The following is a 21,923-nucleotide window of genomic DNA, read 5'->3' on the forward strand; positions in this document are numbered from 1 at the left end:
GGCCTTTTTGTTTTCAGAGAAGCATGGCAGCCTGATTGATCAAACCCGTAAGGAAGACTATAGTATCCGTTACGGGTTACAAGGATGTAGAGGGATATATGGGCGTTTATTTAACGCCTGAGTTCGACGCAGAGCGCAGGCGGTTGGGAATTACTGATAAAATTCTTTGTAAAACCGCCCGAAAGGTTTTTAGCGGGCTAAAAGGAAGTCAGTTGGGGAAATTTACCTATAAAAGGCGAATGGCCCTGCCGAAAGTTAGTGAGAGAGATGGCGCACGCTCAATCATTTTCTTTAATGACGGTGAGCATCTGTACTTTTTTTACCTTTACGCGAAAAGCTCGCTTACTAAAAAGAAAGGTAAGGAAATTGAAGACGCTGAAATAGACATTTTTTGCAGCATCGCTTCGGATTTTATAGAAATGGATGAGAGCAGAATAAAAGCGCTTCTTGAAGAGAAAGAACTATTTGAGGTTAATTGCGATGAGTGATGATTTGAAAAATATCTATGCTATGGCGAAACGTTATAACAAGCACGGCGTTGTGAAAGACGAAACCCTCAAAACGATTGAAGCTCGCATTAAAGCTGCGGATATTCCTGAGGTTCGTCCGATGACGGGCGAAGAAATTAAGGCAGTCCGCCTGCGCTGGAAGCTTTCTCAGTCAGTTCTGGCGCGCACGACCGGCATGTCTGTTGAAAGCGTGTCAAAATGGGAGCGGGGAGAAAGTAAACCGAATCAGGCCGTGTTGCGCATTATTAATATGATTTCCGATAAAGGTCCGGAAATATTTATGTGTTGAGGCGCTGTCAGCTAAAAGAAGTAACAGCGTTTTTCGCTGTGCATCTCATTTTCCTTTCTCTAAAAGCGCACAATCAATATTGTTTCCCTCGGATCGCTTGCCGTCATGCTACAGCGCTCAGAGCGCGCTTTATAATCTAAGCGCTAAGCATGGCTATTTGCGATACGCGTTACGCAGCCGGCGGCGCGGTGCGCGCAAAGCTCTCGCGCTGAAACAGCTGCTCCGCCAGCTTCACCAGCGCCGGGCGATCCACGCACCAGTTCGGCACCACATGACGAAAGTTGATATAGCCGATAGTGCAGCCCACGGCGATATCGGCAAGATTCAGCGTGCCGTTATTCAGCAAACGACCTTCCGCCGCAATCGCTTCCAGCTTATCCAGGCTGCGCAGGATCTTTTCCCGGTTACGCGTCAGCACTTCGGCGGACTGCTGCTCCGGCGCGCGCAGCTTCTCGCGCACGATGATACTGGCGCAGTCGCTGACGCCGTCCGCCAGCCGCTCGGTCTGCCGAATATGCAGCGCCAGCCAGGCGTCCTCCGGCAGCAGCGCGGGCGCGTCGCCGCGCAGTTCCAGGTACTGCGCGATAATCGAGGAGTCGAACCAGGCCTGCTGGCTATCGTCAATCAGCGTCGGCACTTTGCCCAGCGGATTGTGGAGCGCGACGTGGCTGTCAGGACTGTAGGGCGCATCGTTAACAAATTCGAACACGATGCCTTTTTCCAGCAGGATGACAGATATTTTCCGTACAAAAGGGCTGGTATAGCTGCCGATCAGTTTCATCGCACTCCTCCGCTGTTAAAGGATTGAGTCAGCTCTCATCCGGGAAAAGAAAAGGGTTCAGGCTGCTGCGTGAGAAGCCTTCCTGCTCCATGCGCGCGTCCAGCACCAGCGAGGCGAGATCGTCCGCCACAGGCTCTAGCGCCGGATCCTTTTCCTGATAGAGCATCTTCAGATAGGTGCCGCAGTCGCCGCAGCTCTCCGCTTTGACCGCCGCCTGCTCGCTGTCCAGCGACCAGTAGTGGAGATCGCGTGTCTGCTCGCAGTTGCTGCACTTGCTGCGCGCCACATACCATTCGCTTTCGCACAGGTTGCAGTGCAGATAGCGCAGGCCCTGCTGCGTGCCGAGATGCACCACGCTCGCTACCGGCATGCTGGCGCACACCGGGCAGAACTGGCGCTGCTCGCCATATTCGGCGCGCGCTTTGCCGGGGATCAGCGCCGCCATCTGCGCCCAGTAAACCGACAGCGCCGCCCAGATAAAGGGCGCTTTGTCGCTGCTGACCAGCGCGAACTCGCCTGCCAGCAGCGCGCTGGCCAGAGTTTCCAGTTCGCCCGCGGCGGTTTTTTCCAGGTTTTCCAGCACCGCCAGCGCCTGGCCGGTCATTTCCGGTTTCAGCTCGGCGATCAGCGAGTGCAGCAGACGCTGCCAGTGTGCGTCGCGCGGCAGGCTGTGAATATCAAGCGGCGGTTTGCCCTCGGCGGCGCTCTGCACCAGACGATCGTAAAGATCGCGGTGCAGCGGATGGTCGTACAGAACGATCTCTTGCGCCTGGGCGATCTTGGCGGCGAAACGCAGATAGTCGCCCAGCGGATTTTTAGCCGCCAGCTCGCGCAGCCGCGCGGCGCGGCGGCTATAGAGGTTCTTCAGCCGTGGAAAAAGTAACGGCGGAATGGTATCCGCCGTGTGTTTTTCGCTCTTCTCCAGCTGGTCTTGCGGGATGATGCGAATACTCATCAGGGGCGTTTTTCCTGTTGTGTTGAGCGGTTACGCTGCTCGCGATACCAGCGAGGATGGTGTTTTTCCGCCCATGCGGGGCTGACCCAACCTTCGACCATCGCCGTAATGGTGCCTTTGACCCATAGCGCCGCATAAATGTGCACCATAATCACCACGATCAGGCCCACGGCGGAGAGAGAATGCACCAGCAGCGCCGCGCGGATCAGCGGAATGCTGAAGGCGCCGGCGAACCAGGGACGCCAGATCACCACGCCGCTGAGCAGAAGCAGCACTAAGCTGATGATAGCAGCCCAGAACACACACTTCTGGCCAAAATTATAGCGGCCCGTATCGCCGACCTCTTCATTAAGGGCAATTTTGTTGATATTACGCGCCCACAGTAGGTCCTCTTTATTCACCAGATTATGATGCCAGTAGCGGAAAAACATCAGCAGAAAGGCAGCGAACATGGTGACGCCGATAAAGGGATGCAGGATGCGCGCCAGCTGCGGCGTGCCCAACACATTCATCAGCCAGTTGAACGAGGGGAACAGAAAGCCCAGCCCGCTCAGCGCCAGCAGCACGAAACAGATGGCGACAATCCAGTGATTGATACGCTCCGCCGCGCGGTAGCGTATGATGCGCTCGCTTTTTTTCATTCTTCCTCCTCCTTATGCTGCTCCTCGTCGACCCGGTTCGGGCCCACGCCGACATAGTGGAACACCGATGCGGCGAAGGTGGCGGCGAAGCCTATCGCCGCCAGCGGTTTCCAGACGCCTTTCCAGAACGTCACGGTTGGGCTGATGCCGGGGTTTTCCGGCAGCCCGTGGTAGAGCTGCGGCTTATTGGCGTGATGCAGCACATACATCACATGGGTGCCGCCAACGCCTGCCGGATCGTACAGGCCGGCGTTTTCGAAGCCGCGCGATTTAAGATCGGCGACGCGCTCCGCCGCCAGCTGCTGCATCTCCTCTTTGCTGCCGAAGTGAATCGCGCCGGTCGGACAGGTTTTGACGCAGGCAGGTTCTTGTCCGACATTGACCCGATCGACGCAGAGCGTGCACTTATAGGCGCGGTTGTCCTCCTGGCTGATGCGCGGCACGTTGAACGGGCATCCCGCGATGCAGTAGCCGCAGCCGATGCAGTGGTCAGACTGAAAGTCGACAATACCGTTGGCGTACTGCACGATGGCGCCCGCCGACGGGCAGGCTTTCAAACAGCCGGGATCGGCGCAGTGCATACAGCCATCCTTTCGGATTAGCCATTCCAGTCTGCCATTCTCCTCAACCTCCGAGAAGCGCATCACCGTCCAGGCTTTGGCGTCGAGATCGGTCGGATTGTCGTAAACGCCAATATTGTGTCCAACCTCGGCGCGAATATCGTTCCACTCCGAGCAGGCGACCTGACAGCCTTTACAGCCGATACAGGTGGTAACGTCGATCAGCTTGGCGACCTGCTGCCGGTGATCGCGCGCCTGCGGCGCGGGCGTGAGCGAGCTGGTCGCGGAGCGACGAATAATGTCCTGTGTGGGGTAAGCCATGTTCGTTCTCCGTTACGCCTTTTCCACTTTCACTAAAAACCCTTTGTACTCCGGCGTTTGCGAATTAGCGTCGCCTACTGACGGCGTCAGCGTGTTGGCGAGGAAGCCTTTGCGCGTCGCGCCTTCGAAGCCCCAGTGGCAAGGAATGCCGACGGTATCGACCGGCTTGCCGTCAATGTGCAGGCGCTGCAGGCGCCGCGTCACCACCGCTTTGGCTTTGATATAGCCGCGGCGGGAAGAGACTTTAACGCTGTCGCCCGCCTTGATGCCTTTCTCCGCCGCCAGCTCCGCGCCAATCTCCACAAACTGCTCCGGCTGCGCGATGGCGTTTAGCAGAGCGTGTTTCGTCCAGTGGCGGAACAGCTCGGTAATGGAGTAGGTGGTGGCGACGCAGGGATACTCGGCCGCTTCGCCCAGCTGGGCGGCGTCGCGCGCAAAGAGGCGCGCCACCGGGCTGTGGCTCTGCTGCGGATGCAGCGGGTTGGCCGCCAGCGGGCTCTCCATCGGCTCGTAGTGCTCGGGGAACGGGCCGTCTGCCATTTTGTCGAGCGCGAAGAGATGCCCCAGGCCGTCCGGCTGCATGATAAAAGGGCCCGCCTGCTGCTGCGGCGCCAGCGTCAGCGGATAGTCCGGCACGTCGATGCCCTGCCAGCGCTGGCCGTCCCACTCGATCAGGCGACGGTTCGGGTCCCAGGCTTTGCCCTGTTCGTCGGCGGAAGCGCGGTTATAGAGAATGCGGCGGTTGGCCGGCCACGCCCAGGCCCAGCCGGAAACTGCGCCCAGCCCGGAGGGATCGGCGTTGTCGCGGCGCGCCATCTGGTTGCCCTGCGGCGTCCAGCTGCCCGTATAGATCCAGCAGCCGCTAGCGGTGCTGCCATCATTGCGCAGTTCGGCGAAGGCGTTAAGCTGCTGGCCTTTTTTCAGCAGCAGCTTGCCGCTGGCGTCGTAAACGTCCTGCAGCGCGCGGCCGTTGCTCTCCTGCGCCACCTCTTCCGGCGACGGATCGGCGGGATTGCTGTAGTCCCAGCGCATCGCCATCAGCGGCTCCGGCGCGACGCCGCCTTCCTGACGGTAGAGTTCGCGCAGACGCAAAAAGAGATTGCCGAGGATTTTTCCGTCGTGCAGCGCCTCGCCCGGCGGCTCGGCCGCCGCCCAGTGCCACTGCAGCCAGCGCGACGAGTTGGCGACCGAGCCGTCCTCTTCGGCGAAGCAGGAAGAGGGCAGACGGAATACCTCCGTTGCGATCTGCGCGGGATCGACGTCGTTGAATTCGCCGTGAGGCTGCCAGAAGCTGGCGGTTTCGGTGCTGAGCGGATCGATCACCACCATATACTTCAGGCGTGAAAGCGCGCGACAGGCTTTGTTTTTGTCGGGGAAGGCGGCAAGCAGGTTAAAGCCCTGAATAAGCGCGCCGTTTATTTCGCCCTGCTCCATCATCTCCGCCTGCGCCATGCAGTCGTAGCTTTTATCCCACTTGGGCAGCCAGTCGTAGCCCCACTGGTTGTCCGCCGTGGCAGCGTCGCCGTAAAAACTCTTCATCAGGCTGATAAAGAACTTATCGGTGTTTTGCCAGTAGTTGACCTGGCCCGGCAGCGACGCGGCAGGCGTCGCTTTTTGCAGGTAGTCCGCCAGCGTCGCCATCTTTTCCGACGGCAGCGGCAGATAGCCCGGCAAACTTTGCGACAGCAGGCCAAGATCGGTATAGCCCTGCACGTTGGAGTGGCCGCGCAGCGCGTTGATACCGCCGCCCGGCATGCCGATATTGCCCAGCAGCAGCTGGATCATCGCCGCGGTGCGGATAATCTGCGAGCCGTTGGTGTGGTGCGTCCAGCCCAGCGCGTAGAGGATGGTGGCGGTACGGTTGGGCGCGCTGGTGGTCGCCAGCTGGCGGCAGATAGCGAGAAAGGTCTCATGGGGCGTGCCGCACAGGCGCGTCACCATCTCCGGGGTGTAGCGGCTGGCATGCGCCTTGAGCAGATTCAGCACGCAGCGCGGATGGCTAAAGCTGTCGTCGCGGCGCGCATGGCCGTTTTCATCCAGCTCATAGCGCCAGCTGGCGCGGTCGTACTGGCGCGTCTCCGCGTCGTAGCCGCTGAACACTCCCTCTTCGAAGCCATAGCCCTCGCTGACGATCAGCGCGGCGTTGGTGAAAGCGCGCACGTACGGCTGCTGAATCTGATTGTGCTGCAGCAGATAGTTGATGACGCCCATCAGAAACACCACGTCGCTGCCCGCGCGCACCGGCGCATAGAGATCCGCCACCGACGCCGAGCGGTTGAAGCGCGGATCCACGACGATGACCTGCGCGTTGTTGCGCGTCTTCGCCTCGATCACCCACTTAAAGCCGACCGGATGCGCTTCCGCCGGGTTGCCGCCCATGATCAGCACCACGTTGGCGTTTTTGATGTCGTTCCAGTTGTTGGTCATCGCGCCGCGGCCGAAGCTGGGCGCCAGCGCGGCGACCGTCGGGCCGTGGCACAGCCGTGCCTGGTTCTCCAGCGCGACGATGCCGAGCGCGCGCGCGAATTTATGGTCGAGCAGGCCGGTTTCATTGCTGGCGGCCGACGAACAGAACATGGCGGTGGTAGGCCAGCGGTTGACCGTGACGCCGGCGGCGTTGGTTTGCTGGAAGTGGGCATCGCGATCCTGCTTCATCAGTCGGGCGATGCGCTCAAAGGCCTCCTGCCAGCTGATGCGCTGCCACTTGTCGCTGCCCGGCGCGCGATACTCCGGATATTTCAGCCGCTGGTCGCTGTGAATATAGTCGAGCACGCCCGCGCCTTTCGGGCAGAGCGAGCCGCGGCTGACGGGATGATCGGGATCGCCTTCGATATGGTAGATAGCGGCGCTGGCGTTTTTGGCGCCGTCGCCGAGGCTGTAGATCAGCATGCCGCAGCCGACGGAACAGTAGGTGCAGTTATTGCGCGTCTCTCTGGCGCGTACGAGCTTATATTCCCTGACGCCAGCTAACGCGGATTCCGGGGCGAAGCCCAGCAGCGCCGCGCTGGTTCCCGCCATTCCGCCAGCGCAGATTTTGAAAAAACTCCGTCTGGTAATTTGCATTTATCTTTCTTCTTTATTGGCTCCATTGCGAAGCTATGCAAAATAACAAGCCTGTCTGCGTCTTATTTGATGAAGGTCAATAAGTTAGTCTTTAGTAATGCTTTTTTTAAATTCTGTTTAAATTTGTTTAGAGTGCGGGCAGCGGAGCGCGCCTTTTTTCAGGGGCCGGTAAAAATAGCATTCCTTTATTAAAATCGATGTTAAAGCGCAGTGGAAAATCATTCTCATTTACCTCGCAGAGGCGCACCACAGCGCTATTGGCTATCTTTTCACCGCATAATTTGTATAGCGGTTTTTTTGCGCTGCCGGTGACAACAGGGCAAACTTAAGCGCACTGCTGGCCGCCTGCGCGGCCGCAGAAAATTTAATTTCTTGTTAATAACAGGTCGTACTCCTTGAACGTTATCCCGCAAACCCCCGGCGAAAATTTAACAACTCAAACCGGCGCCAGCGAAATGCCGGTGTGGCAGCGTGCCGATCTGACCGTGGCGCAGCCCGACTGGCTGGCGGATGAAGTGCCGGTCGCCCTCGCCTATAACGGCATCTCCCACGTGGTGATGATGACCACGCCGAAAGATCTGGAGGCGTTCGCCATCGGCTTTTCCCTGTCGGAAGGCATTATCGACGCGCCGGGCGATATTTTTGGTCTGGACGTGGTGCCGGGTTGTAACGGCATTGAGGTGCAGATCGAACTCTCCAGCCGACGTTTTATGGCGCTGAAAGAACAGCGTCGCGCGCTGGCGGGACGCACCGGCTGCGGCGTATGCGGCGTCGAGCAGCTGGATCAGATCGGCAAGCCGGTGCAGCCGCTGCCTTTTACGCAGACCTTCGATCTGGCGCAGCTGGATCGCGGCCTGAGCCAGCTGAAGAGCGTTCAGCCGGTCGGCCAGCAAACCGGCTGCACCCATGCGGCGGCCTGGCTGCGTCCAGACGGCGAGCTGGCAGGCGGCTGCGAGGATGTGGGGCGCCACGTCGCGCTGGATAAGCTGCTCGGCTACCGCAGCGGCGCGGCGTGGGGCGACGGCGCGGTGCTGGTCTCCAGCCGCGCCAGCTATGAGATGGTGCAGAAATCCGCGATGTGCGGCGTCGAGATCCTGTTCGCCGTTTCGGCGGCGACGCGTCTGGCGGTCGAGGTGGCGGAGCGCTGCAACCTTACCCTGGTTGGCTTTAGCAAGCCGGGACGCGCCACGGTCTATACCCATCCGCAGCGCCTGCGTTAAAGGGCATTCAGCGGCGGCAGACTGTAAAAACAACGGTTTGCTTATAAGGAATTTGTAAATTCCTTATGTTTAATGGGGCATTGATTACCCTTTTCCGGATCATGAATTTAACTATAATGGTTCGACTGCTTACGCGGCACGCCATCAGGCGGCGCCGCTCAAATATGAAATGGAGAGGAAGAACATGAGTTATTCACTGCCATCCCTGCCTTACGCCTACGACGCACTGGAACCGCACTTCGACAAGCAGACGATGGAAATCCATCACACCAAACACCACCAGACCTACGTTAACAACGCTAACGCAGCGCTGGAAGGAACCGAATTCGCTGACCTGCCGGTTGACGAGCTGATCACCAAACTGGATCAGGTTCCGGCAGACAAAAAAACCGTGCTGCGCAACAACGCTGGCGGCCACGCTAACCACAGCCTGTTCTGGAAAGGCCTGAAAACCGGCACCACGCTGCAGGGCGACCTGAAAGCGGCTATCGAAAAAGATTTCGGCAGCGTTGAAAAATTCCAGGAAGAGTTTGAGAAAGCCGCCGCTACCCGCTTTGGTTCAGGCTGGGCGTGGCTGGTGAAAAAAGGCGACAAACTGGCCGTGGTCTCTACCGCTAACCAGGACAACCCGCTGATGGGCGAAGCGATCTCCGGCGCATCAGGCTACCCGATTCTGGGCCTGGACGTCTGGGAGCACGCTTACTACCTGAAGTATCAGAACAAACGTCCTGACTACATCAAGGCGTTCTGGAACGTGGTGAACTGGGACGAAGCAGCAGCGCGTTTCGCCTCTGCAAAATAAGTTCACCCGTTAAAAAAGCCAAAACCGGCGAAGCGATTCGCCGGTTTTTTTCTGGCTGAAACAGCGCTAAGTAAACCGCAGCTAAACATGCGCACAGTAGGCTTTTAACCTTTCAGGACATTAACCTTCCGTTGAATTTCACGCGGGTAGGCTAAATAACATTCCACCAGAGAATGTTACATCATGTCCATTATAACTACGCCTGCGCCGACCGCCGAGTCGTCGGCTTCGCTGTTTTTTCAGTTAATCAGCGGAAAATATATCCCGAATAAACTGTGGTTGAGTAAACAATTCCGCCTGAAGTTCGCGCTGCGAACGGTGGCGTTTCCCGTGACGACGCTGCGTTATTTACACCAGCTGTCGCACCTGCCCGATTTGCATCAGGTGATGAGCGTGCAGGGGCTGTTACCCGCGAAGCCGCATCGCCCCTATTTGCGCGCGGGGTTGAGCGTGGCGGCGCGCGCTCAGGCGATCCTTGATCACTATCAGCTGGTCGCCGCATTGCAAAACGGCCGGCTGCGCCAGCTGCTGCAAAGCCCCGGCGATAATTTACTGGCGACGCTGAGCGGGAAAAACGGCGAGACGTTCGAGCTCTTCTCCTGCCCAGGGCGTTTCGATCGCGAAGGGGAAATTACGCTGGTGCTGCGCTATCAGAATGAGGCTATCGCTTCGCTCTCGTTTTCGCTGATCAAGGAAGCGGGGCTGCGTACTCTGCTGATCGGTGGCCTGCAGGGGCCGCGCAAACATGTCTCCAACGACGTGATCCGCGAGGCGACGAAAGCGGCGCACGGGTTGTTTCCCAAACGCCTTGTTATGGAGGTGGTCTGTATGCTGGCGCAGCGCTGCGCGGCGGAGAAGATTATCGCCGTCGGCGATACCACGCATGTGTTCCGCAGCCTGCGCTATCGTCACAGCAAAAGTGATTACTTTTTCGCCAGCTACAGCGAGTTCTGGACATCGCTGGGCGGCGAAGCGTGCAAAGACGGACTCTATCAGCTGCCGCTCAGCCTGCCGCGTAAGGCGCTGGAGGAGATCGCCAGTAAGAAGCGCGCCGAGTATCGGCGACGTTATGAACTGCTGGATGCGCTGGCGCAGCAGGTGTCAGCTGCCATCGGCCAGCGCGGAGAGGATCAGGCGGCCGCCTGATCCCGAACTCAGAACGGCTTCTTCGCGAAGCCGGTCATGACCTTCAGGCCCATTTCGCGGCCCAGCGCGGTCATCGGATGCACGACCACCAGACCGCGCACGCTTTTCTTCAGCGTGCCCATATCAGCCTGCTCTTTTTTGGTGATCTCGCGGCTGAACGGCAGATCCATCAGCTTTTGCGCTTCTTTGCTCAGCTTGTCGTCACGCTTGTCGCGCAGACGTTCAATCTCGGTAACCAGTTTCTCTTTTTCTTTCAGCAGCGCGCCCAGCTTCTCGGCGTCGCCCGCTTCCAGCAGCTGCGGCTCTTTACGATTCAGGGCGTCCAGCTGATCGCTCAGACGTTTAATCTCGGCTTTTTCTTGCTCTTTCATGGCGAAAACTCGTTGTGGAAAACAGGCAAAGGATACACGAAAAGCGGCGCAAATTCGCGCGCGGCGAGAGACCAGGGCGCCTGAATCTCAGGCGCCGGGACGTTTGAACGCCTGTTTCAGGCTGATACGCGAGATCAGTTCGGTCAGAGAGAGCACCATGGTCGAGCGCACCATTTGCAGATAGCGCTGTTGCTGCATGGCGCGCAGCTCGGCGTCGTCGGGATGAAAGTCCGGTTTCGGCGGCCAGGCGGCCACGCAGTGCAGCTCGCCGAACGGGCCGAGGATCTCATCGTCGGTAAAACGGTAATCGTTTCGATCGTGGTTCAGCTCTTCGCGCAGCGCCAGCAGCAGCTCGCAATCTTCATACTCATGGCGGCTGATGACCCCCAGACCGTAGATCAGCTTAAGGCGCACCGGCAGCTCGCCGAGCGGGCCGTCGCCCAGCAGCAGCGGCTCGACCGCATACTTCACCGCGTAGTCATCCTTGCGAAACACCTGCAGCACCAGCAAATTGACCGCTTCGGCCAACAGCTCGACGGCGGCGATCAGGAAGCTTCTCACCGAGCGTCCGGCGTTCAGGCGCTCAAGCACCCGGTTTTCAAAAGCTTGCTTCTCTTCCATTGTCGCCTGCAGAATTCTGATACCGTCAACGGGCGCCGCGTCGCCGCGCCCGTACCGCTTGTGCGTGACTGACACGCGCCTGTCAGACCATCGCGTTGTACGCGCTGACCGCCGCCGCCACCACTTCGCTGTCGGCATCCAGACCGGATACCTGCGCCAGCGTCGCCTGCGGACCTTTCTCGTTAATCAGCGCTTCCAGCTCCTGCGCCTGCGGATCCTGCGCGCTGCGATAGTGCATCGCGGCCGCGATACCCTGCACCAGATGCACGTTCGGCAGCTGATACTCCAGCGTGCCCAGCGTCGGTTTGATCAGGCGATCGCCTGCGCTCAGCTTACGCAGCGGCTGACGGCCTACGCGCTCTACATCATCTTTCAGGTAGGGATTCTCGAAGCGGCCGAGGATTTTTTCGATATAGGCGGCGTGCTTGTGGGCGTCGAAACCGTAGCGCTTGATCAATACTGCGCCGCTCTCTTCCATCGCCCCTTTGACCACCGCTCGGATTTTCTCATCCAGGATGGCATCGCGTATGGTCTGATGCCCGGCGAGCTGGCCGAGATAGGCGGTGATGGCGTGGCCGGTGTTAAGGGTAAACAGTTTGCGCTCGACGAACGCCATCAGATTGTCGGTAAGCTCCATGCCCGCAATGGTGGGCAGCTCGCCTTTGAACTGGGTTTTATCGACAATCCACTCGCTAAAGGTTTCCACGGTGACCTCCAGCGGGTCGTTGCTGCCCGCTTCGGACGGCGGCACGATGCGGTCTACGGCGGAGTCGACGAAGCCGACGTGCTGCTCAACCCAGGCGTGATGCTGCTCCGGCAGCGCTTTCAGCACGTGCTGTTTCAGCTGGCTGGTGCCGCGCACCATGTTTTCGCAGGCGATAATATTCAGCGGACGATCGTTGCCCTGGTCATGGCGTTGCGCCAGGCCCTTCGCCACGCTGCCCGCGATGCGCTCCAGAATTTGCGGGCCGACGGCGGTGGTCACCAGATCGACCTCCGCAACCAGCGCGATAATGTCGTCGCTGGTGCTGTTGACGGCGCTGACGCCCTTCACGATTTCCACTTTCGCCTGCTCGCCAACCACATGTACTGGATATTCATGACGCGCGTTCAGTGCATCCAGCACCACCTGGTTAACATCGGCGAACACCAGTTCAATGCCTGCATCCGCCAGCAGCTTGCCAATAAAGCCGCGACCGATATTACCTGCTCCAAAATGTAACGCTTTCATAATATTGACCCATATCAAATGACGATGGGGCGGGCACGCCCGCCCCGGAAATCGGGACGGGCTTACCCGCCCCAGGGAAATTCACGCAGGACGTTTAGGCGGTCGCCGGGCTGCCCGACAGCAGATCCAGCACTTCCTGCACGCTGGTGGTGTGCGCCAGCTTCTCAATCACGCTTTCGTCGTCCAGCGCATTGGTCAGGCTGGTGATCACCTGGATGTGCTCGTTATTGCGCGCCGCGATGCCGATAACCAGGCGGGCCACGTCATCCGCATCGTCGCCGAACAGCACGCCCTGCGGATACTGACAGAACACCACGCCGGTTTTCAATACGCGATCTTTCGCTTCCACCGTGCCGTGCGGCACGGCAATCGACTCGCCGAGATAGGTCGGGGTGAGTTTTTCTCGCGCCAGCATCGCTTCAACATATTCCGGCTGAACGTAGCCGCCTTTCACCAGCTGCTCGCCGGCGAAGCGGATCGCCTGCTCTTTGTTGCTGGCGCTCAGGCCGAGGAAGACGTTGTCCGCGCCCAGCTTAAACAGATGCGGATTGCTGGTGTCGTAGCTGTCCGCCAGCGCGGTCTGTACCACTTCGCGGTGCGCTTCGCTGCGGTTTGCCGCCACCAGGCGATCGGTCAGATTGCTGTAGAGCGCGCTGTCGAGGAAGTTGTTCAGCGAGATATGCTGCGCCTGCGGCGCCTGACGCATCGCGCGCTCGGTGAGGTCGCGGTGGGTAATCACCAGATCGACGTCGCCCGGCAGCGAGTTAATCGCGCTGTTAGTAACGGACACGTTCGTGAGTCCCGCATCCTGCAATTTCTTACGCAGCACGCCTGCGCCCATCGCGCTGGAACCCATGCCGGCGTCACAGGCGACGATGATTTTACGCACGTGGCTAACGTCAACGCTGCTGGCGTCGGCGACGACCGGCGCGCCCGCTACGGCCTGGCCTTTTGACTGGGCTTTCATGTCATGCATGCGTTTGGTCGCCGCTTCGATATCGTCTTCTTCTTTGACTTTGCTGGTTTTCAGCAGGATAGAGGAGACCACAAAGGAGACCGCAAAGGCTGCGATAATCGCCGCGATATTGGCAAAGTAGGCGCCTTTCGGCGTCATCGCCAGCACCGCCAGGATAGAGCCTGGAGAGGCCGGAGAGACCAGACCGCCATTGAGCAGCGTCAGGGTGAAGACGCCGGTCATGCCGCCCAGAATCACCGCCAGCAGCAGACGCGGCGCCATCAGCACATACGGGAAGTAGATTTCGTGAATGCCGCCGAGGAAGTGGATGATCGCTGCGCCGCCCGCAGACTGCTTAGCGCTGCCGCGGCCGAACATCATATAGGCCACCAGCACGCCCATGCCCGGACCCGGGTTCGCTTCGATCAGGAAGAAGATCGACTTGCCCGCTTCGCTTGCCTGCTGGATGCCCAGCGGCGAGAAGATGCCATGGTTAATAGCGTTATTAAGGAACAGGATTTTCGCTGGCTCAACGAAAATCGAGGTCAGCGGCAGCAGGTTGTTCTGCACCATCAGGTTGACGCCTGCGGCGAGAATATGCGACAGACCTTCCACCAGCGGACCGATAGCCAGAAACGCCAGTAGCGCCAGCAACATGCCGATAATACCGGCGGAGAAGTTGTTGACCAGCATTTCGAAGCCGCTTTTGATTTTACCGTCAACGGCGCGGTCGAAAGATTTGATCGCCCAGCCGCCCAGCGGACCGGCAATCATCGAGCCAAGGAACATCGGCATATCGGCGCCGACAATGACGCCCATGGTGGTGATCGCGCCGACCACGCCGCCGCGATCGCCGCCAACCAGACGTCCGCCGGTGAAACCGATCAGCAGCGGCAGCAGGTAGGTGATCATCGGGCCGACCAGTTTCGCCAGCGTCTCGTTAGGAATCCATCCGGTCGGGATGAACAGCGCGGTGATGATACCCCAGGCGATAAACGCACCGATGTTAGGCATCACCATATTACTCAGAAAGCGACCAAAGCTTTGAACCTTGACCTTGACTGATGAGGACATAAAGCCACCCCTTATCGAGACGCGCTGCAATAAGAGAGCGCGTTTGTTTTTGTTAAGCCAGCACGGCGTCGAACCGTCGCTATTACTGTATGCAGGCGGACTCTAGCACGCCAATATGACGCTGCGTAGCGGGCGGTTTAAGTGTGATCCAGATCACTCAATTAAGGTGGGGACAGGGGCTGTTTTAGTGAGTTAGATCACATAATAACGGTGTAAAAAAAGCACAGAGGCTATTTTTTCGCCGCCAAACAGGGGTAAATGTGACTGATATCACATTTAGATCTGTTCTGTTTGTTTCATATATGTGACTACGATCACAAAGTATTTTTGGTCGAAAATGCGCCAGATCACACTCCCGACGGCGCGTTTCTCTGACTGGCGATAATCTGAAAGAGAGTAACAGCAGAAAGGCCGAGACAAGCGCGGGGCTTGTCTCGGAAGAGAGATTACTGCAAGCCGTTTTGAACGGCTGTTTGCGCCTGGGTTAACGCCTGCGCGTTAGCGGAGATAGTGCTCATCAGCGCATTATATTGCGTGACCTGATCGGGAGTCGGGAACTGAACGGCGTTATTGTTAAAGCTCACGCGCGGTCCCTGCTGCTGCAGGAAGTCGCCCGCCTGCGCCGCGCCCTGGCTCAGCGCCTGTAGCTTCGGCAGCAGCGGCACCAGCTGAGTGGCTGGCTGCGTGACGACTTTGTCGTAAGCGGCGTCGTAGACCTTTTTCAGATCCTCCTCCTGCTTAAGCGAGGCTTTGCTGCTGTCCGCCTGCATTTTAGCGCTCTCCAGCTGCTGCGTGACAATCACCAGCGCGCCGTTGGCCTGGCGCAGCGCGTCGCGGCGCGTCAGATAGTCCTGCGGCACGCGGATCGCCGACAGCTCATCGACCACCGGACGCATGCCCTGATCGATCGCCTTATTCACCTGCTGGGAAAAGCCGTAAAGGATGGCGTAGTCGCCCGCATATTTACCAAAATTCTGCTTCTGGCTTTCGCTCAGGCTCGGCAGATGTTCGCCGCTGCGCATGACGGTGTTTTGCAGAAAATCGATAAAGGCTTTGCGCTGATCGCCCTCTTTGTCGCCGCACGCGGTGAGGTTAAGCACCAGTAACGCGGCGCCGAGCAACATGCCGGTACGCATCCAGATGCGAGAAATTCCTGATGCCATAAGGGCAACTCCTGTAAATGAGAATGTAGATAACCGAGGAATGGTCCTAAAGAATAGAGCAAAGTAGCGCTCAGGCACAACGCCGGCAAGCGCGAAACGCGCAGCGGCAGAGAGGTATCCGGGCAGTCGCCTGCCCGGAAGGGTCGAAAGGATTAACCGGTATTACGCATGCCTGCTGCGACGCCCGCGATGGTCACCATCAGCGCCTGCTCGACGCGCGGATCGGCCTCTTCACCGCGCGCTTCCTGCGCGCGCGAACGCTGCAGCAGCTCCGCCTGCAGTACGTTGAGCGGATCGGTGTAGACGTTACGCAGCGCGATCGATTCGGCTATCCACGGCTGATCCGCCATCAGATGCGCGTCGTTGGCGATGGTCAGCACCGCTTTGATGTCGGCGTCAAGCTGGTCGCGCAGCTGTTTGCCCAGCGGCCACAGCGCGGTGTCCACCAGACGCTGATCGTAATACTCCGCCAGCCACAGGTCGGCTTTGGCGAATACCATCTCCAGCATGCCGAGCCGCGTCGAGAAGAACGGCCAGTCGCGGCACATCGCTTCGAGCTGATCCTGATGGCCCTCGTCCATCGCCTTTTGCAGCGCCGCGCCCGCGCCGAGCCAGGCTGGCAGCATCAGACGGTTCTGCGTCCAGGCGAAGATCCAGGGAATGGCGCGTAGCGACTCGACGCCGCCGGTCGGGCGACGTTTCGCCGGACGCGAGCCGAGCGGCAGCTTGCCCAGCTCCTGTTCCGGCGTGGCGGAGCGGAAGTAGGGTACGAAGTCCGGATTTTCGCGCACGTAGCCGCGATACATGGCGCAGGAGTGCTGTGAGAGCTGATCCATAATGCTGTGCCACTCTTTTTTCGGTTCCGGCGGCGGCAGCAGGTTCGCTTCCAGGATCGCGCCGGTGTAGAGCGACAGGCTGGCGATGGTGACTTCCGGCAGGCCATATTTAAAGCGGATCATCTCGCCCTGTTCAGTCACGCGCAGGCCGCCTTTCAGGCTGCCCGGCGGCTGAGAGAGCAGCGCCGCGTGTGCGGGCGCGCCGCCGCGACCGATGCTGCCGCCGCGTCCGTGGAACAGCGTCAGAGCGATGCCGGCTTTCTCGCAGGTTTTGATCAGCGCGTCCTGCGCCTGATACTGCGCCCAGCTGGCGGCCATCACGCCGGCGTCTTTCGCCGAGTCGGAGTAACCGATCATCACCATCTGCTTGCCCTGAATAAAGCCGCGATACCAGTCGATGCTCAGCAGCTGACTCATGACGTCGTTAGCGTTGTTGAGGTCGTCGAGGGTTTCAAACAGCGGCGCCACCGGCATCGCGAAGGTGATGCCCGCCTCTTTCAGCAGCAGATGTACAGCCAGCACGTCGGACGGCGTCTTGGCCATCGAGATTACGTAGGCGGCGATGGAGCCCTGCGGTGCTTCGGCAGCGACGCGGCAGGTTTCCAGCACTTCGCGCGTTTCGTCGCTCGGCTCCCAGTGGCGCGGCAGCAGCGGACGTTTGGAGTTCAGCTCGCGCACCAGAAAGGCCTGTTTATCCGCTTCTGACCAGCTTTCATAGTCGCCGAGGCCGAGATAGCGGGTTACTTCGGCGATCGCTTCGGTGTGTCGCGTGCTCTCCTGACGCAGATCGATGCGCACCAGCGGCACGCCGAAGCACTTCACGCGGCGCAGCGTATCCAGCAGCTGACCGTTGGCGATAATGCCCATATCGCACTGCTGCAGCGACTGATAGATAGCGTAAAGCGGCGTCCAGAGCTGATCGTTGGAGACCAGCAGATCGGCGGGACGCGGCAGACGCTCGCCCTTCAGGCGGCGCTCGAGATAAGCCTGAGTATTCAGCAGCTGGCTGCGCATGCGCTTCAGGATGACGCGATAAGGCTCAATGGCTTCAGGATCGCCGCACAGCTCGCGCACCTCTTCGCTGCATTCGGACATCGAGAGCTCGGAGATCAGCACGCCGATATCGCGCAGAAAAAGGTCGGCGGCTTTCCAGCGGCTAAGCTGCATGGCGTGACGCGTCACCGTGGCGGTCACGTTCGGGTTGCCGTCGCGGTCGCCGCCCATCCAGGAGGTAAATTTCACCGGCACGAAGTCGACCGGCAGCTTCACGCCGAACGCCTCTTCAACCTGTTCGTTCAGCTCACGCAGAAAGGCGGGCACGCCTTCCCACAGGCTGTTCTCCACCACGGCGAAGCCCCATTTTGCCTCGTCGATCGGCGTCGGACGATATTTGCGGATCTCGTCAGTGTGCCACGCCTGCGCCACCAGCTGACGCAGGCGACGCATAATCTGGTTGCGCTCGTAGTCGGAGATATCGCTGTGATCGAGCTGCTTCAGGCAGCTATTCACCTCGACCAGCTTGTGGATCAGCGTGCGGCGGGTGATCTCGGTCGGGTGCGCCGTCAGCACCAGCTCCAGCGACAGCGACTCGATGGCGGCGCGAATGGCGCTTTCGCTGACGTCGGGCTGCTGTTTAAGGCGATCGAAGGTGGTTTTCAGCAGTTCGGGGTGATTTGCGCCGTCGCCGCTGCGTGAAATGGTCTGATACTGTTCGGCGACGTTGGTCAGGTTAAGAAACTGGCTAAAAGCGCGCGCTACCGGCAGCAGCTCGTCGTTCGACAAATTTTGCAGCGTGTTGAGCAGTTCCTTGCGATGAGTGTCATTTCCTGCGCGGGATGACTTTGAGAGTTTGCGGATGGTCTCCACCCGGTCGAGGATGTTCTCTCCTAGTGCATCCTTGATCGTATCCCCGAGTAGTTTGCCGAGCATACTGACATTACTTCGCATTGCGGAATATTGTTCGTTCATGTGACCCTGACACCCTTATCGTCTTTGTAAACTTCTACACCCACAGCTCGCGGCAAAGCCGAAACTGCATGAGTAATCACCCACCGGGCATAACATCGTCTTTTATCTAGCCACGTAAACCCTGCGGCGTCAATGCGCATAAGCGCCCGGTAACATGCGGCTAACTGCTGGAAATTCAAAGATTTTAACTGGAGAGGAGCGGGATAAGTTATTCTTATCAACAAATCCCGCGCAGAGATCAGGAAATTTACTTTCTTAACAGTGAATTGCCCTGTTTATTGCGAATCAGTGGCAAAAGTGCTGCACAACCTGCGCGATCAAGGCGCGAGTCGGCTTAATAAATGCGGTATCGATAAATTCATCCGGCTGATGCGCCTGGTTGATCGATCCTGGCCCCAACACCAGCGTCGGGCACAGCTCCTGAATAAACGGCGCTTCGGTGCAGTAGTTCACCACTTCGGTCGGCGTGCCGAGCAGTTTTTCCACCACGGCGACCAGTTCGTGGTTAGCCGGACATTCGTAGCCCGGAATCGGCGGATGCAGCTCGCCGACCGTAAGACGACCCGGCCAGCGTGCGCTGACCGGCGCCAGCGACTCGTTCAGCAGCCCTTCCAGATCGCTCAGCGTCAGGCCCGGCAGCGGGCGAATATCCATGTGCAGCTCGCAGCAGGCGCAGATGCGGTTCGCCGCGTCGCCGCCGTGAATATGGCCAAAGTTCATGGTCGGATAGGGAATGGCGAAGCCGTCGTGGTGATAGCGCTCTTTCAGAGTGTTGCGCAGCTGCATCAGGTGACCGATCGCGTCGTGCATCAGTTCGATGGCGTTGACGCCGCGCGCCGGATCGCTGGAGTGGCCCGACTGGCCCTGCACGCGAATCACATGGGAGAGATGGCCTTTGTGCGCGCGCACCGGCTTCAGCGAGGTCGGCTCGCCAATAATGGCGCAGTCTGGACGAATGCTCGCTGTTTCAGAGAAGTACTTAGCGCCCGCCATGGTGGTTTCTTCATCGGCGGTGGCGAGAATGTAGAGCGGCTTGCTCAGTTTGCTGACGTCGACGTCGCGCAGCGTGTCGAGAATAAAGGCGAAGAAGCCTTTCATGTCGGCGGTGCCCAGGCCGTAGAGCTTGTTGTCATGCTCCGTCAGGGTAAAGGGATCGCGCGTCCAGCGCCCGTCGTCGAACGGCACCGTGTCGGTGTGACCCGCCAGCAGCAGGCCGCCGGCGCCCTCGCCGGTGCGCGCCAGCATATTGAATTTATGGCGCGTGCCGGGCACGGGCTGCACTTCGACGCTGAAGCCCAGATCGCGAAACCAGCCTGCCAGCAAATTGATTAAAGTTTCATTGCTCTGATCGAGCGCCGCATCGGTCGCGCTGATGGTCGGAGTCGCAATCAGCTGGCGGTAGAGTTCGATAAAAGGCGGTAATTTTGTCTTCACTGTTGACGGTCCTTGAGTTAGGATGTATCAATATTCATGCATTAATAGTGAATAAAAATACATTAACGCCGCTTGGCTGGGAAGCAGAAATCCTTCGCAAACGGCATCGTGGGCAACGGGGCAAAGCCGCGACCCGGAACGTGTGACTGTAAAAAGGGTTACAGCCTGATGTTGAATACGCTGATCGTTGGTGCCAGTGGTTACGCTGGCGTAGAGCTCGCCACCTTCATTCATCGCCATCCACATATGAACATAACCGCTTTGGCGGTTTCAGCGCAAAGCCCGGATGCCGGAAAGCCTCTGTCGGATCTGCATCCGCAGCTGAAAGGCGTGGTGGATCTGCCGCTGCAGCCGCTGAGCAGCGCGGCCGAGTGGGCGGATAAGGTGGACGTGGTGTTTCTGGCGACGGCGCACGAAGTCAGTCACGATCTGGCGCCGGAATTCCTGAAGGCCGGCTGCGTGGTGTTCGATCTCTCCGGCGCGTTCCGCGTTAACGACGGCGAATTTTATCAGCGCTATTACGGCTTTACCCATCAGCACGGCGACTGGCTCGATAAAGCGGTCTACGGCCTGGCGGAGTGGAATCACGCGCAGGTCAAAGAGGCGCAGCTGGTGGCGGTGCCGGGTTGCTATCCCACCGCGGCGCAGCTGGCGCTGAAGCCGCTGATCGCAGGCGATCTGCTTAACGCCGACCAGTGGCCGGTGATCAACGCCACCAGCGGCGTGAGCGGCGCAGGACGGAAAGCGAGCGTCGCCACCAGCTTCTGCGAAGTGAGCCTGCAGCCTTACGGCCTGTTTAATCATCGTCATCATCCGGAAATCGTCGCGCACCTCGGCGCGCCGGTGATTTTTACGCCGCACCTCGGCAACTTCCCGCGCGGCATTCTGGCGACTATCACCTGCCGCCTGAAGCCGGGCGTCAGCCACGACGACGTGGCGGCGGCGTTCCATAGCGCCTACCACGACAAGCCGCTGGTGCGCGTCTACGAGCAGGGCGTGCCGGCGCTGAAGGCGGTTATCGGCCAGCCGTTCTGCGACATCGGCTTCGCGGTGCAGGGCGAACATCTGATCGTCGTCGCGGCGGAGGACAATCTGCTGAAAGGCGCCGCGTCGCAGGCGGTGCAGTGTATGAATATTCGCTTCGGCTTCCCTGAAACGCAATCGCTGATTTAACGGACAAGGACGCACATGACAACTCCATTAATTATCAAACTGGGCGGCGTGCTGCTCGACAGCGAAGAGGCGCTGGCGCGCCTGTTCGACGCGCTGCTGGCTTATCGCAGCGCCCATCAGCGTCCGCTGCTGATCGTTCACGGCGGCGGCTGTGTGGTTGACGAGCTGATGAAAAAGCTGTCGCTGCCGGTGAAGAAGAAGAACGGCCTGCGCGTCACGCCTGCCGATCAGATCGACATTATTACCGGCGCGCTGGCGGGCACCGCCAACAAAACCCTGCTCGCCTGGGCGAAAAAGCACGGTATCAAGGCGGTCGGGCTGAGCCTGGGCGACGCCGATCTGGTGAAGGTGGCGCAGTTCGATGAAGAGTTGGGACACGTCGGCCACGCCGAGCCGGGCGATCCGGCGCTGATTAACACGCTGCTGGCGGCGGGCTATATGCCGATCGTCAGCTCTATCGGCATCACCGACGGCGGCGCGCTGATGAATGTCAACGCCGACCAGGCGGCGACCGCGCTGGCGGCTACGCTGGGCGCCGATCTGGTGCTGCTCTCCGACGTGAGCGGCATCCTCGATGGCAAAGGCCAGCGCATCGAAGAGATGACGGCCGCCAAAGCTGAGCAGCTGATCGCGCAAGGCATCATTACTGATGGCATGATTGTAAAAGTGCACGCGGCGCTCGACGCGGCGCGCACGCTGGGCCGCCCGGTGGATATCGCCAGCTGGCGCCACGCGGAGCAACTGCCCGACCTGTTTAACGGCGTGTCGATCGGCACCCGGATCCTCGCTTAACGACTTAGATTTAGGATG

The 21,923-nt window shown here is 59.4% G+C and carries 19 protein-coding genes; 7 read left to right on the forward strand and 12 right to left on the reverse strand.

The window, feature by feature from the left end:
- Nucleotides 1-98 precede the first annotated feature (98 nt).
- Together PVE98_RS00210 and PVE98_RS00215 are read left to right on the forward strand one after the other, a co-directional pair.
- Nucleotides 99-488 carry a type II toxin-antitoxin system RelE/ParE family toxin gene (locus PVE98_RS00210; protein ID WP_096072260.1) on the forward strand — a complete coding sequence of 130 codons (390 nt, stop codon included), beginning with the start codon at nucleotides 99-101 and terminating at the stop codon, nucleotides 486-488.
- Entirely contained in the window at nucleotides 481-798 is a 318-nt protein-coding gene (locus PVE98_RS00215) for a DNA-binding transcriptional regulator (protein ID WP_048781293.1), read from the forward strand. Before PVE98_RS00210 ends, PVE98_RS00215 begins: the two co-directional genes overlap by 8 nt.
- 169 nt (nucleotides 799-967) lie before the next feature.
- On the opposite strand, the gene PVE98_RS00220 is transcribed toward PVE98_RS00215, so the two are convergent.
- From PVE98_RS00220 to fdnG, 5 genes are read right to left on the reverse strand one after another with little or no spacing between them, the layout of a single operon-like run.
- Nucleotides 968-1,579 carry a glutathione S-transferase gene (locus PVE98_RS00220; protein WP_096072259.1) on the reverse strand — a complete coding sequence of 204 codons (612 nt, stop codon included), beginning with the start codon at nucleotides 1,577-1,579 and terminating at the stop codon, nucleotides 968-970.
- A gap of 28 nt (nucleotides 1,580-1,607) precedes the next feature.
- Nucleotides 1,608-2,534, reverse strand: a complete 927-nt coding sequence (fdhE, locus tag PVE98_RS00225; protein ID WP_033755540.1) for a formate dehydrogenase accessory protein FdhE — start codon at nucleotides 2,532-2,534, stop codon at nucleotides 1,608-1,610.
- The gene (fdoI, locus tag PVE98_RS00230) at nucleotides 2,534-3,175 is read right to left on the reverse strand and encodes a formate dehydrogenase cytochrome b556 subunit (protein WP_096072258.1); all 642 of its coding nucleotides are present in this window, start codon (nucleotides 3,173-3,175) and stop codon (nucleotides 2,534-2,536) included. The genes fdhE and fdoI overlap by 1 nt, the downstream gene beginning before the upstream one ends.
- A complete protein-coding gene (gene fdxH / locus PVE98_RS00235; RefSeq protein ID WP_033793003.1) occupies nucleotides 3,172-4,056 on the reverse strand; it encodes a formate dehydrogenase subunit beta in 885 nt (294 codons plus the stop codon). Before fdxH ends, fdoI begins: the two co-directional genes overlap by 4 nt.
- Nucleotides 4,057-4,068: 12 nt before the next feature.
- A complete protein-coding gene (gene fdnG / locus PVE98_RS00240) occupies nucleotides 4,069-7,119 on the reverse strand; it encodes a formate dehydrogenase-N subunit alpha (protein WP_096072257.1) in 3,051 nt (1,016 codons plus the stop codon).
- A gap of 455 nt (nucleotides 7,120-7,574) precedes the next feature.
- On the opposite strand from fdnG, the gene fdhD reads away from it, so the two are divergent.
- The 3 genes from fdhD (at nucleotide 7,575) to PVE98_RS00255 (ending at nucleotide 10,287) form a co-directional block, all read left to right on the forward strand.
- Nucleotides 7,575-8,339 carry a formate dehydrogenase accessory sulfurtransferase FdhD gene (gene fdhD / locus PVE98_RS00245; RefSeq protein WP_222707492.1) on the forward strand — a complete coding sequence of 255 codons (765 nt, stop codon included), beginning with the start codon at nucleotides 7,575-7,577 and terminating at the stop codon, nucleotides 8,337-8,339.
- 184 nt (nucleotides 8,340-8,523) lie between these two features.
- Nucleotides 8,524-9,141 carry a superoxide dismutase [Mn] gene (gene sodA, locus PVE98_RS00250; RefSeq protein ID WP_033755547.1) on the forward strand — a complete coding sequence of 206 codons (618 nt, stop codon included), beginning with the start codon at nucleotides 8,524-8,526 and terminating at the stop codon, nucleotides 9,139-9,141.
- 183 nt (nucleotides 9,142-9,324) lie between these two features.
- Nucleotides 9,325-10,287 (forward strand): VirK/YbjX family protein, encoded by a 963-nt coding sequence (locus PVE98_RS00255; RefSeq protein ID WP_096072255.1) that lies wholly within the window; start codon nucleotides 9,325-9,327, stop codon nucleotides 10,285-10,287.
- An 8-nt stretch (nucleotides 10,288-10,295) separates the two neighbouring features.
- Here the strand turns inward: PVE98_RS00255 and PVE98_RS00260 are convergent, their stop codons facing one another.
- The 7 genes from PVE98_RS00260 to argE all read right to left on the reverse strand — a co-directional run bounded on the left by PVE98_RS00260 (nucleotide 10,296) and on the right by argE (nucleotide 19,940).
- Nucleotides 10,296-10,658, reverse strand: a complete 363-nt coding sequence (locus PVE98_RS00260; protein ID WP_048784883.1) for a YibL family ribosome-associated protein — start codon at nucleotides 10,656-10,658, stop codon at nucleotides 10,296-10,298.
- 87 nt (nucleotides 10,659-10,745) lie between these two features.
- The gene (locus PVE98_RS00265; RefSeq protein ID WP_033755552.1) at nucleotides 10,746-11,279 is read right to left on the reverse strand and encodes an MltR family transcriptional regulator; all 534 of its coding nucleotides are present in this window, start codon (nucleotides 11,277-11,279) and stop codon (nucleotides 10,746-10,748) included.
- Between the two features lie 82 nt (nucleotides 11,280-11,361).
- The gene (gene mtlD, locus PVE98_RS00270) at nucleotides 11,362-12,510 is read right to left on the reverse strand and encodes a mannitol-1-phosphate 5-dehydrogenase (RefSeq protein WP_033755554.1); all 1,149 of its coding nucleotides are present in this window, start codon (nucleotides 12,508-12,510) and stop codon (nucleotides 11,362-11,364) included.
- A gap of 94 nt (nucleotides 12,511-12,604) precedes the next feature.
- Nucleotides 12,605-14,539: a PTS mannitol transporter subunit IICBA gene (locus tag PVE98_RS00275; RefSeq protein ID WP_096072254.1), complete on the reverse strand. Its 1,935-nt coding sequence runs from the start codon at nucleotides 14,537-14,539 to the stop codon at nucleotides 12,605-12,607.
- 446 nt (nucleotides 14,540-14,985) lie between these two features.
- The gene (locus PVE98_RS00280; protein WP_033755558.1) at nucleotides 14,986-15,702 is read right to left on the reverse strand and encodes a DUF3053 domain-containing protein; all 717 of its coding nucleotides are present in this window, start codon (nucleotides 15,700-15,702) and stop codon (nucleotides 14,986-14,988) included.
- Between the two features lie 152 nt (nucleotides 15,703-15,854).
- Nucleotides 15,855-18,506 (reverse strand): phosphoenolpyruvate carboxylase, encoded by a 2,652-nt coding sequence (gene ppc / locus PVE98_RS00285; protein ID WP_096072253.1) that lies wholly within the window; start codon nucleotides 18,504-18,506, stop codon nucleotides 15,855-15,857.
- Nucleotides 18,507-18,791: 285 nt separating this feature from the next.
- Nucleotides 18,792-19,940, reverse strand: a complete 1,149-nt coding sequence (gene argE, locus PVE98_RS00290; protein WP_033755562.1) for an acetylornithine deacetylase — start codon at nucleotides 19,938-19,940, stop codon at nucleotides 18,792-18,794.
- A 168-nt stretch (nucleotides 19,941-20,108) separates the two neighbouring features.
- Here argE and argC point away from each other — a divergent pair, with 168 nt between their 5' ends.
- On the forward strand, nucleotides 20,109-21,113 hold the full coding sequence (gene argC / locus PVE98_RS00295; RefSeq protein ID WP_033755563.1) for an N-acetyl-gamma-glutamyl-phosphate reductase: 1,005 nt from the start codon (nucleotides 20,109-20,111) through the stop codon (nucleotides 21,111-21,113).
- A 15-nt stretch (nucleotides 21,114-21,128) separates the two neighbouring features.
- Nucleotides 21,129-21,905, forward strand: a complete 777-nt coding sequence (gene argB, locus PVE98_RS00300) for an acetylglutamate kinase (RefSeq protein ID WP_033755565.1) — start codon at nucleotides 21,129-21,131, stop codon at nucleotides 21,903-21,905.
- Nucleotides 21,906-21,923: the final 18 nt, after the last annotated feature.

The organism is Pantoea sp. GABEPS69 (assembly GCF_045780835.1).
In the GTDB taxonomy this organism is placed as follows: Bacteria; Pseudomonadota; Gammaproteobacteria; order Enterobacterales; family Enterobacteriaceae; genus Pantoea; species Pantoea septica.